This window comes from Paenibacillus sp. JL3B1040, assembly GCF_057063165.1.
The window spans coordinates 4,738,551-4,750,432 of record NZ_CM169317.1 but is presented as its reverse complement, the minus strand read 5'-3'; the positions used below and the strand labels follow the sequence as shown (position 1 = coordinate 4,750,432).

Sequence of the window (11,882 nt, the reverse complement as noted above, 5' to 3'; positions counted from 1 at the left end):
TCAGCGCCGAGAAGGTTGGATGAAGAGAGGGAGTGAGTAGCGGAGCGTAGGTAAATCCTACGTGAGCAACGGAGCGACCGTCTGAATTCAAGATTCGATGCCGAGTCCGCTCCTTTGAATTCACTTCGCGATCAAAAGCCGCTATAGGAAGCCGGTGTTGGGGGGATACAGGATATACTCCTCCAGCCCGGCTTTTTCCAATTGGGCGATCAGATATTCGTCAGGGGTCCCTTCCACCCCGGCGTAACCCCGTCTCGTGTAGATTTGCGCCGCATCGGGAAAAGCGTCCCGCAGCACCCCGCGAATGCGTTTGCCGGACGGATCGTTATCGAGGAACAGGAACAGTTCGTCGTCTTTGACTTTCTTGCGCAAGCTCTCCAGCTTGTTGTTATTGAGCGTACCGAACGTGCAATAAATGCGGATCTCTTCGTCCAGAAGGCGGCGAAGCTTGCTGCGGTCGTTTTTGCCTTCCACGATAATGCTGATGTTCAATCTGAAATCACCTCTGGATCAAGGATGGATCGGTTAGGTATGTTTCTAGTTTATCCCTTGGTGTGGGGGTGATGCAAAGCGGGCGATTCACAAGCTTTTGTGCCAAAAATCGTACAAACCATCCAAAAATGCATAATCCGGCGATGCAGAGGGGGAGGTTGTGACCCAGCCAACGCTATGCAGCCGACAATGATGAAAAAACAGGGATACGCTCGCGGATTTACGGCGAGGCCCCCTGTTTTTTTGCGCTAACTGAAATATAAACGGTTATGAGTTCAAAGAAATACGGAAAGTCGTACCCGGATCGCCAATAAACACGAGGGTTCCTTGCTCTGGCAGCTTCACTTGGTTGTTTCCGCTGACCACCGAGAAGTTCACGCAAACCCCGGCAGCATCGTAGACCGCAAAGGACGATTTGGCCGGCAGCTCAACGGTCATGGTTTTTCCGGCGGCTTTGGCCGGAACGCTAAACCAACGTGCCTGTTCCGTCGGACGCAAGGTCACCGAGGACTTCTTGCCGGGGTACAGCTCCTTGATTTGTTCTCCGCTCAAGTAGAGGGCCCCGGCGGCTTCCAAGTATTCGCTTCCGGCTTGGGTAAAGAAACGGAATTCCGCTGAATCGCGGCTGCCCGTAATGGGAACCGCATGTTTGCCCATCAACGAATCGGGACCCGTGATTTGTTTGTCCATCACGTAGCCGGGCAGGCTGTCGGTACGAGTGATTTGGTAAATGGGCAGCGTCATAAAGTAAGCCATCGAGCTGTATTTTTCCGATACCAGGAAATAGGATTTCCCGTCGCGCTGCTTCCAAGCGGCCTCAACGTTCGGCGTAATCTCGTTCGCTTCCAGTTTCTCCGCGGAGTAGAGATTCAAAGCCAGTTGTCCCAATTCGGGAACGGAGGCATATTGTCTTTCCCAGAGATAGGTGCGGCCGTTCTTCTCCTTCACGAAAGTGACCTTCAGGGAGCCGTCTTCGCTGACGAACGTCCCGTCCTTCGTATAGATCAGTTTGGGGAGATCCAAGGATTCGCCCGGAGCAAACGGTGAGGTGATGTTGAGCTCCCCCTCCGCCACGTCGATGCGGATCAATTGATTCGTCGCTCCGTAGAACCCGCTGTACTGGGTCAGCTCTTCCGGCATCTCCGCTTTTTCCGGCGTACCGAAGGATTTGGCCGGCTTAAGCTCCTTAATCGTTCCTTTATCCTGTAACGCCTGAAGCAGCAGTTCGTTCGCGAGCAGTTGGTTGAGCGAACTGGAGCCGCCGGAGGATAGAACGGCTGCGGCCATCTTCTGTTCCGGCAAAACGACGAGCTCGGCATGGTACATCAGCGTATCTCCGCCTTTGGCCAGCGCCTTGATGCCGTACTCGCTGAAGGGGAACAGCTTCACGCTATCCCAGCCAAGTCCGTAATCAACGCTGTTGTCGGCGTCCTGCGGCCATATGCCCCTTTTATATTCCGGCTGCGCCATTGCGTTAACCGCTTGTGGGGATAGAATGTCTTTGGCTTCGCCCGTAAACAATCCGGCGAACTTCACCAAGTCCTCGGCGGTCGAATAAATCCCCCCCGTTCCGATCACATTTACCGTTTCATTCGGCAGTTGCTCCGGAACTCCCGGCGCGTAGAGCGCAGCGAGCTTGCTTGCTTCAAGATCGTCCTGCGACGTCAGCGTGTGTTTCAGGCCGAGCGGCCCGGTGAATTCCCGGTGGATATAGTCGGTAAAATCCGCACCGCTAACGCGTTCGACCAAAATTTCCGCCAGCGTAAACCCGTCGTTGCTATAAACCGAATACGCGCCAGGGTCGGCCTTCAGAGACTGTTCGGCCAGCTGGCTCAGCAGCGTATCATGCGCGTAGGTGTCGTTATCCTCGAACAAAAAGGCGTTGGCGAGGCTGGACCCCTGCAGTCCTGATGAGTGGTTAAGCAGCATCCGCGGCGTGATCTGTTTATACCGTTCGTCCTTCATCTTAAACTCCGCTATGTAATTCACCAAAGGGGAGTCGAGGTTGATTTTGCCCTGGTCAACCAGTTTCATGACCGCGGCGGTCGTGAACATTTTACTGGTCGAACCGATTCCGTACATCGTTTCGGAGGTCAGCGGCAACTTCCCGGCCGCGTCATTCTTGCCGGCTTCTCCGGAGACGATGATCTTGCCGTTGTCCACCAAGGCGTATTGGACGCTGGTTGTTCCATAGGTGCCGGTAAGCAGCGCGGCCTTCTCGGCGGCGATTTCCTCGAGGCCTTGCGGTGCAGTGCCGCTTATGGGCGCTTCAGCCGCCATGACGCCGGCCGGCATCAACAGGGTAAGAGCAAGGATGATGGCAAGAAACGCATTTCGTTTTTTCTTCAACTAAACCCCTCCTATTTATCGATATATCTTTAGTACGTTTACAAGTTAGGGGAGGGTTCACATATTTCGGAACCATAAGGGAAACAGGCCGCAAAGCGAACCGCACAAACGCAAATCGGTCTGCCGAAGGGCAGACCGGTGTGCAGGTCGGGATCTTGCCGGAATCAATAAAAAGGAGCACGGAGAATGATGACCAGCAAAATGTACAACACGAGGATCGTCCCCGTCGATGTCCAGAAGCCGTAGCCAGGACCCACCGGGCCCGGTCCGCAATTGTCAACGCCACCCATCTGTGTTCACCCCGCTTTCGACAGGATCGATTATCGGTTACTACACGATTATCATATGTAGGACCGTATGATGTGCCCTGTGCGGCAGCCTAAGGCGGCGCGAAATATCCGGTCCCCTGTCCCGGGGGCGGAAGCCCGGATCAGGGGTGTCCGGTGCCGGCGCCGATCGGGGGAGGGAGAGTGTCGGCGTGCTTTTTGGGCGGGACGAGGATAAGGGTCATCATCAGCACAAAGAAGGCTAGAAAATAAGGCGAATAAGAACCGTGGAGCGCTCCCGCCGCGATCGGGCCGATAAATGAGCCGACCGACATGGCGATCGATTGCAGCGAAAAGACGGTCCCCAGGCGTTTACCGCCGCTCAAATCGATAAACAGCGAAGCCATGGCGGGGAACACCACCCCTTTGGCCATCCCCAAGATGAACAGCGTGACGGGAAGCGGGATGAAATCAAGCGCCGCCAGTGCGAAAAAGGATAAGGCGATGCCCAGAATGCCGATGCCCGCTCTTAAATAAGGGGAGTAACGGCTCAAAAATAGCATCGACAACGTCACAAGCGCCCCTAAGCTGATAATGGAGAAATAGATGCCCGTATGCAAAATGCCTTCGGTCCCGCCGGCCTGGAGCGGGAGCTCGAAAAACAATATGCCCTGAGAACAGGCGACGGCGAGCGGAAACAGGTAATAACGCAGGGGGATCACGTTGATTTTGACCGGTACCTGCGCCTTGGCGGATCCCGGTTTGGCCAGAACTTCCGCCGGCGAGCGGGAAGGTTCCTTGATCGTGAATACGGCGATGATCCCCGTCGAGATCAGCAGCCAACCCAGCATCTGGAAGGTGATCGTATAACCGGATTGTGCGACCAGGAAGGCGCCGGCGGCCGGCGACACGACGGAGGCGACGGTATGCATGACCCCGTGACCGGCCATCAGCTTGCCTTGCTGCACCGGATTTTTGGATAGCGAAGCAAGCATCGCCAGGCAGGCCGGAGATAAAAAGGCCAGGACGAATCCGCTGATCGAGCGCAGCACCAGCAACTGCCACGGTTCCGTGACGTGGGCCTGAAGAAGCAGGATCCCCCCGGCGGTCAGCAGGCTGAAGATCATGTACCTCTTGCTGCCGTGACGGTCAACGCCTTGGCCGGCCAGCAGATTGCCCGGCAGGTGCGTCAGCGCGTAGATACCCATCATCCAACCGATAAACGTCGGTGCGGCCCCAAGCGACAAGGCGAATGGAGTCAGGATCGGATACTGGGCGTGCAGGTCGAAGAAAGCCAGAAACATAAAGAAATACAGCCAAAAGGCGATTTTCACGCGTCGCCCCTCCTTTTTCGTAAAATGAATCATTGTTATTACTTGTACGCTGCCCTGGACGAACTTATTACCTCATAGAAATGATGAGTCGGTATGCCGCAGATCATGGAACATGTGGATGGCCTGCAGCGCAAAGCCGTGCTTGGCTTTAGGGGCAAGATTTACGCGAAAATGGGTCTGGTGGACGATGTCAAAGCTTGCCTGCGTTACAACGCCACCGTACTCGCGGCCGGATCGGTGTTCAACTGCTGTTCGCGCTCCAACGTGTAGAACCGCGCGAATTTGCCCTCGCGTTCCAGCAGCTCCGTTAGAGGGCCTCTTTCGGCAATTCGCCCTTCCTCCATATAAATAATTTCATCATATAACCCGAGCAGGTTCTCGCTCATGTTATGGGTGATGGTGATCAGGGTCAGGCCGTCCAGCGACAGCAGCCTGCTTTCAATCTCGTAAGCGGTCTGCATATCGATGGCCGAGGTGGCTTCATCCAGCACCAGCAGCGGTTTGTTGCGGATCAGCGCCCGGGCCACGGCAATACGCTGGCGCTGGCCCCCGGACAGAAGTGAGCCGTTCTCACCGACGGGGGAGAGCAGCCCTGCGGGCAAACTGGGCAAGAACTTGCCGATTCCGCTCATTTTTAGGGCGCCCTCCAGCGCTTCCTCCGAAAAGTCCTCATACAGACAAATGTTGTGACGGATATCCGCATCGAACATGTATACATTCTGGTGAATGACCGCGGCTAGCCGCCTGAGCCGATCCCGGCCCAGCGCGTCCGCATCGTTGCCATCGAGCAGGACCGAGCCTTCGCCGGGGCGGTAATACCCGGTGAGCAGTTTAACGAGTGTGGATTTACCGCAGCCGCTGGGGCCGACCAAAGCGTATTTCCCCCCTTTTTTTAGCTCCAGATTGATCTCGGAAATCACCGGCTGCTCCGGCCGATAGGCAAACTGCAGTTGGCGGGCTTCCAGACTTCGGTTGAATGCCGGCGGCAGTTGCTCCGATTCCGGGCTGTCCGCTTCCGCGGCTAACGCGCCGATTCGTTCCAGCACCGGCTTGACGCCTTTGATCTTAGGCACGTTTTGCATGATGCCCAGCACCGGCCCGACAAACCCGCCGCTCAACTGCACCAGCGCGACGAGGCTGCCCGCCGACAGGCGGCCGGTAAGAATAAGATAAGCGGCGATAAAGACGACGGAAAATTGGGTGAGGATGGCCAGGGTGTGGGATACGCTCTCGCTTAAGGCCACCAGCCGGTCGGCGGCGAATTTCACCTTGGCGGCGCGGGTGTTCTGCTCGCGGAATTCCCGCTCGGCGTGCTGGTTCAGAGCATACGATTGAATGACTTCGTACCCGCCCAACAGGTCTTTCAAACGGATCGTGAACCGGGACAGTTGGGTCGATACGGCGCTCTGTTTCTCCTGCAGCGCCTGCCCGAAGAGCGAGGGCACGACGAACATCAAAACCATGCTGGCGAGCAGGATGCCGGTGACCAGCGGACTTAGGTAAAGCAGGACGATCAGAGAAAACACGAAGACGATCAGGTGCTGCAGGGTGTCGAGCGCGGGGCGCATGTAGTTTTCTTCCAGCAGCTTGATGTCATTGGTTAATGCCGACAGATAATCCGCCGAGTTGGCTGCCGAGTAAGCGGAGGCGTCGCGGGCGAATACGCCCCGGTACACCCGTTCCCGCAAGAAGATCGTCAGATTGCGGATCAGCGCTTTGCTGCAAACCGAGTAGGCGAAGTCGAGCAATCCCAGGAGCAGCAAATAAACGACCGAAATTAGCATGATTTGCCAAAACAGCTTCCAGTCCCCCTGCAGGGCGGCGTCGATAATTTTCTGCAAGACCAAAGCGATCAGGACGCTCGCTGCCGAAGCGACGGCGCCAAACAGCAGGGTGAAGCCCAATAGCCATTTATTTTGCCGGACGAACGGTTTCATCATAGAACAACTCCTTATAAATTAGATAATAATCTTATTTGCAAGGAGAGAATATCATATGAATTTGGTATTCGTCAAATAAGTTAGATAGTAACCTTATATTAGTTCAAAATAAAAATTCCCGGTTACCCCGGGAATTCAGGCTCGTTATATTAAGAATTGCTCCACATCGTTTAAAAACCGTTTGATGTTACTCTCGTCCGGATGGTAGTACACCTTGCCGTTTTTCTTCTCGATGCCTACCAGGCCGCAGGCGAGCAGCACATTCATGTGATGGGAAGTCGTGGCCGCGGTCAGCCCCAATTGCTCGGCTAATTCCAGATTGTATTTCGGGCTGAGCTTAAGCGAAGCGAGAATCTGCAGCTTGCTTTTGTCGGCCAGCGCTTTCAGCCTCATCAGCAAAAAATCCAGCCCGTCCGCCGACGTCTTGTCGAGGATCGGAAGCGAGTCCACATACAGGCCGTAATAACAGTGAGTCCGAAACATATGTTGGCCGAGAGGCATAATTAGCGCCGGATGGATCGAGGGACTCTGGGTGAACATCTCGACGAGCTTGATAAATTGCTCGTCCTTACGCTTCCGTACGGATTGGACGTAGGCGGGAATCAGCTTGCCCAGCGGCTTGTCCACCTCCCGGCGGGCTTTTTCGTAAGCGGGCAGGTTGGCGTTGACCAGGTTCACCAGCGGGCCGAGCTGCGCGCGCGGCTGCCGCAAGATGCGCATCAGGTCCCATTTGACCGCTTCGTCGAAAGGACATTGGTTTAGAAAAGCGACGATTTGATCGAGCGTGGTTAGTTCATCCGGCGAAGGCGGCGGCAACGGGGCGTCCAGATCTCCCCAGTGCTCGCCCAAAGCGATGAGCAGTTGGCCGCGAATGTCGTCGTCCGAAACAGCGGAAAATCCGCTCAGCCAGTGGTTGTTCTCGACCAGGAGCCCCTGCAGAAGCAGAAAGAGGGTACCGTCTTCGCGAAGCAAGGGCAGCGGGTTTTGTTCGTCCATGACCCGGTGCTTGCTGAAGGTCCGCACGTATCTGTCGATCATTTTTAGATGTTTGTTGTAAAAGGCTTCCCCGTCCAGACCGAACTTGTCCAGCTCGCTGATCGTTTCCTGCTTTTGCCGCTCGGCGTGACAACTGACGAACAGCAGTCCCATCGTCTCAAATACCGGATCGAGTTCTTCGCAAATATCGAGATTCATAGCGCCTCCAGATTGAGTTTGGTATCTATCTAATTTATTATATTTCCGTATAACCGAATGTTCAAGCAACCGCTTTAAAGGCAATGCTTCCTGCCCAAGGGTGCCCAACTTCGGAAAAGTGGCACATTTACTCCCACAAAGACGCACTTAACCCCTTTGCAAGGGGGGGATATTTGGAGAGATGCAGCGGGTTGGGCGGAAACCGGGGTTAAGCTGACATGGCCTTGGGCCATCATGTATAATGGGGTAGAATCAAAATGAAAGAAATCTAAAGATGGAGGATCATCATGTTTGATGTACAAGTATGGACTGAATTTCTGAAGGAAAACTGGCTGGTGATCGTCGTAGCCCTGGTCATCCTGTTCTTCGTGCTGAATTTCGTCAGAACGGTCGTGAAATGGGCGCTGGTGCTGGTGATCGCCGCATTTATCATCATTTACAGCGGCATCACGATGAAGGACATCGGTGATGCGGTAACGACGGTCAAAGACATCAGCAAAACCGAAGTGTTGAACATGATGAAGAACGAAGCGAAGGAAGCGGAACTGGCGCAAAATCCGGACGGTACGTTTACCATTACGACCCCGAATCTCGAGGTTACCGGTCAAGCGGGCAGCGATAAAGTGAAGGTATCGTTCCGCGGTGTCTCGATGGGAGAATGGTCGATGAACGACACGTTGGAGGCATTTGTCCAGGAAGCCAAGCGGAATTCCCAATAGAGCATACAAAGCAGCCAGATTGGACGGAGGAACTCATGAAACAGGACATGACGACATTGTTGCAAACCCTAAGCGAATATAACTGGATAACGGTGCTGCTGCTGGCCGTGTTGCTCGGTTCGGTGCTGCAGGGCTTGGTGCGCGGCGCTTCCCGCTCCGCCGGCCGTCTGTTCTCCTTGCTAAGTGGCGGCGTATTATCGTTGGTCGGCATCGCGATCGCCGTTCCGTTATCGATGTGGGCGTCGCCGAAGGTTCAGGCTTGGCTGTCGGCTCTTCCGCTTCCCGAGCGGGAACTGGCTCGGTGGGAGCAGGTTCTGTACACGCTGGTCATGGCGGTGCGGGATTTTCCGCTGATGCGGTTTGCGGTCGTATTCCTTCTGCTGTATTGGCTTATCCGGACCTTGGCGGGATTCGCGATGCTGTTCTTCCGAGGGGGAAGCGGCCTCTTTGGCTGGCTGTTCTCCGGCGGTGACCGTCCGGCCACGCTGCTCAGCCGTTTGACCGGCGCCGGCATCGGCGCGGTGATCGGGGCGGCGCGTTGTCTGATGCTGATTGCCGTGTTGTTTATCGCCGTGACGTTGTACCCGAACAGCGGGTTCAGCCGCTACGTGGAGGCTTCGCCGGTTTATCAGCAGGGGGCGAAAACGGTCATCGAGCCGCTCACCGGCAATTTGATCAAGGAGAAGCTGCCGGTGTTCACCCGCAGCGTGGAAGCGGAGCTTGGCAGCATCCTGCAGCAGAAATATGAAATCATTGACGCCAACATCCCGGATTCCGTCGAACTAGCCGCGGCGGATATTACGAAAGGCGCGGATACCGACGAACAGAAGGCCCGCCTTCTGTACGACTGGGTCGGGACCCGGGTGTCATACGATTACGATAAAGTGAAAGACTACGAGGAAAGAGGAATCTGGCACGAGCAAACCCCGCAAATGACGTTTGATACGAAACGCGGCGTGTGCATCGATTATTCGCGGCTGTACGCCGTGATGGCCAGATCCGTGGGCCTTCAGGTCAAGGTCGTGACCGGACTCGGTTACGACGGGCAAGGCGGATATGGGCCGCATGCCTGGAACGAAGTGTATTTGACCGAGAAGAACGCCTGGATTCCGCTGGATTCCACGTGGGCCAAAAGCGGGGATTGGTTTAATCCGCCGGCTTTCAGCGAAACCCACGTCCCCGACAAGCTGATTTAAATGCGAAAACGCAGCGCCGGGCGCCGGGAATAAGGACTTTTCCGAAGAAATTGCTGGAAACGGGGTGTAACTTCACCGCGCCTTATTTCGTTATGATACTATAAGAGTTAGGTTGTTTTCGACTAATCGACTGATAATGATTTAAGGGATAGAAAGTAGGGAAACACCTTGAAAAGCGCTTATGTGAAAGATCCGCAAGAACAGGAAATCGCGATGCAGCGCCATTTTAATATACGGTTGAACATGTTCTTCTTTAGTGCTTTTGCCATTTTCACCGTCATTATTGTTCGTCTCGCCATCTTGCAGTTCGTGGAAGGGCCTACGTTGTCCCAGCAGGAGAGCAATCTGCGGGTCAAGGACGTGCCGCTGTCGCCGACGCGCGGAACGATCTATGCGGCTGGAGGCGAGAAATTGGCCTACTCCACGCCGGTACAATCGCTGTATATCACCCTGCAGAAGGACTACAGCAACGCAACGGACAAAGGCAAAACCAACCGTCCGGAGGCTTTGGCTTTGGCGGGCAAGTTAAAGGAAGTATTTGACAAGTACGGCAACGCGGATTCTAAAATGAGCGAAGAAGACATTATCGAAGCTATGGATCTGGATTACCGGAAGCAGAACGGGTTTTCGCCGCGTCGGATCAAAACGGGTTTGACAAGGGAAGAGGTTGCTTATTTTCTGGAGCGAAAGGATCAGTACCTGGGGATCGAGGTTGTGGAGGAAAGCATCCGGCATTACGATAAGGATACGGTGGCTGTTCAGACAATCGGGTATTTGAAGAAATTCTCCAGCGCGTCGACAACAGACGCTTCGGATCTCCAGTATTATAAAAATATCCGGGAACAAAAGGACACGGATCCGGCATTGCAATACACAGAAACAGAGCTTGTCGGTTATGACGGGTTGGAACTCTATTATCAGGAGCAACTCCGTGGGAAAAATGGTTATAAGAGCGTGCCGATCGACCCTCGTAATATGGCGACCGGTATTGCGGAGATAACTCCACCCGTAAAGGGATATGATCTGCATACCAATATTAATAAAAATATTCAAATGGTTGCCGAGCAGGCGATCCTGGATCAGATCGATTGGGTGCATAAAAATCCTGTTTCGGGCAAAACCCATCCTAATGCCAAAACCGGGTATGCGGTGGCTATGGAAGTGGATACCGGCAATGTAGTAGCCATGGCAAGTATGCCGGATTATGACACGAATGTGTGGCAGTCTGGCGGCATTGCTTCGGATGATTGGTCCAAAATTATGACTAATTATCAGAACGGGACTATTACTCCGATCAGTTCGGGGCGTTCAGGTCACGATTTTGATTCTGCTGTTCTGCTTGGCTCAACGATCAAGCCCTTGTCCGTATTGATTGGTTTAAACGAGGGGCTGTTCAAGTCGACGGATTATTACCCTGATACGGGTATCGCTTATTTCGGGAAGAATGATTCTTCCAGCGTACGCAACTCGGGTAGACATGCTTATGGACGGATTAAACCTACTGATGCGATTCGCTATTCCTCTAATACCTTTATGGTTGATATGGTTGGAGAGAAACTTTGGAAAAAGTACGGGTCGGAGGGGATTGATGTTTGGGATAAGTACATGAAAGCATTCGGCCTTGGGGTTTCGACCGGGGTTGATCTTCCTAAAGAATTTTTAGGTAAATTGGGGTATACCGATGAGCGGGAAACATCGTTATCTCGTTTAGTATATGCTTCATTTGGCCAACAAGCCGGATATACGACGATGCAATTAGCTCAATACACTGCGACATTAGCGAATCGCGGCTTGAGGATGGAACCGCATGTTGTTAACAAAATAACGGATGAGAACGGGAATATTATTCAAGAATTTAAGGCAAAAGTACTGAATAAGGTTGAGTTTAAAGACGCTTATTGGAATACGGTGATTAATGGGATGAGGACCGATGTATCGGCCTTTAACGGATTCCCGTATGATTTTGCACGGAAGACGGGGACCTCAGAGCAATGGGGAGCCGGCGCCAACCGCGACAACGGCGTATTTATTGCTTTCGCCCCGCGGGAAAATCCGAAGTTGGCGGTCGCGGTCGTCATTCCCGAGGGCGGCTTCGGCGCCTACAGCGCCGCGCCGGTAGCGCGTAAAATCTTCGATGCGTACGACCAGGAATACGGTTTGGACGGCGTGCCGAAGAAAGCGAAAAACGAGCAAACGAATCCCTAACTGAATCTGTTCTTACAGCAGCGACCTTTTCACAGCCATGTCGAAAAGGTCGCTTTTTATATTCCGGCGGCCGTTATCCGGTCCCCGGACTTTTTTTATTTAATTTCCCCTTGATTTTTGGCAAACCTTTGCTTAAAATTTGCATTAGGGAAACATTTTTATATCTAACTAAAAAACAAAGCTTAAG

10 protein-coding genes are annotated in these 11,882 nt (G+C 53.8%); 4 read left to right on the top strand and 6 right to left on the bottom strand.

Annotation, left to right across the window (positions count from 1 at the left end; all coding sequences use genetic code 11):
- Positions 1-141: 141 nt before the first annotated feature.
- The 4 genes from ACZF99_RS21715 to ACZF99_RS21700 form a co-directional block, all read right to left on the bottom strand.
- Complete coding sequence (locus ACZF99_RS21715) at positions 142-492, bottom strand: toprim domain-containing protein (protein ID WP_483607039.1); 351 nt, start codon at positions 490-492, stop codon at positions 142-144.
- 267 nt (positions 493-759) lie between these two features.
- On the bottom strand, positions 760-2,841 hold the full coding sequence (locus tag ACZF99_RS21710) for a serine hydrolase domain-containing protein (protein ID WP_483607038.1): 2,082 nt from the start codon (positions 2,839-2,841) through the stop codon (positions 760-762).
- A gap of 164 nt (positions 2,842-3,005) precedes the next feature.
- A complete protein-coding gene (locus tag ACZF99_RS21705; RefSeq protein WP_483607037.1) occupies positions 3,006-3,131 on the bottom strand; it encodes a hypothetical protein in 126 nt (41 codons plus the stop codon).
- 140 nt (positions 3,132-3,271) lie between these two features.
- Complete coding sequence (locus tag ACZF99_RS21700; protein ID WP_483607035.1) at positions 3,272-4,441, bottom strand: MFS transporter; 1,170 nt, start codon at positions 4,439-4,441, stop codon at positions 3,272-3,274.
- Between the two features lie 105 nt (positions 4,442-4,546).
- On the opposite strand from ACZF99_RS21700, the gene ACZF99_RS21695 reads away from it, so the two are divergent.
- Positions 4,547-4,711, top strand: a complete 165-nt coding sequence (locus ACZF99_RS21695; RefSeq protein ID WP_483607034.1) for a hypothetical protein — start codon at positions 4,547-4,549, stop codon at positions 4,709-4,711.
- Here ACZF99_RS21695 and ACZF99_RS21690 read toward each other — a convergent pair.
- Both ACZF99_RS21690 and ACZF99_RS21685 read right to left on the bottom strand, forming a co-directional pair.
- Positions 4,648-6,378 (bottom strand): ABC transporter ATP-binding protein, encoded by a 1,731-nt coding sequence (locus ACZF99_RS21690; RefSeq protein ID WP_483607032.1) that lies wholly within the window; start codon positions 6,376-6,378, stop codon positions 4,648-4,650. The genes ACZF99_RS21695 and ACZF99_RS21690 overlap by 64 nt on opposite strands.
- Positions 6,379-6,525: 147 nt before the next feature.
- Positions 6,526-7,575, bottom strand: coding sequence for an ArsR/SmtB family transcription factor (locus tag ACZF99_RS21685; protein ID WP_483607031.1), 1,050 nt, complete (start codon positions 7,573-7,575; stop codon positions 6,526-6,528).
- Positions 7,576-7,862: 287 nt separating this feature from the next.
- Here ACZF99_RS21685 and ACZF99_RS21680 point away from each other — a divergent pair, with 287 nt between their 5' ends.
- From ACZF99_RS21680 to ACZF99_RS21670, 3 genes are all read left to right on the top strand, one after another.
- The gene (locus tag ACZF99_RS21680; protein WP_483607029.1) at positions 7,863-8,294 is read left to right on the top strand and encodes a hypothetical protein; all 432 of its coding nucleotides are present in this window, start codon (positions 7,863-7,865) and stop codon (positions 8,292-8,294) included.
- A 35-nt stretch (positions 8,295-8,329) separates the two neighbouring features.
- On the top strand, positions 8,330-9,490 hold the full coding sequence (locus ACZF99_RS21675; protein WP_483607027.1) for a transglutaminase domain-containing protein: 1,161 nt from the start codon (positions 8,330-8,332) through the stop codon (positions 9,488-9,490).
- Positions 9,491-9,658: 168 nt separating this feature from the next.
- Positions 9,659-11,695, top strand: a complete 2,037-nt coding sequence (locus tag ACZF99_RS21670) for a peptidoglycan D,D-transpeptidase FtsI family protein (protein ID WP_483607026.1) — start codon at positions 9,659-9,661, stop codon at positions 11,693-11,695.
- Positions 11,696-11,882 lie beyond the last annotated feature (187 nt).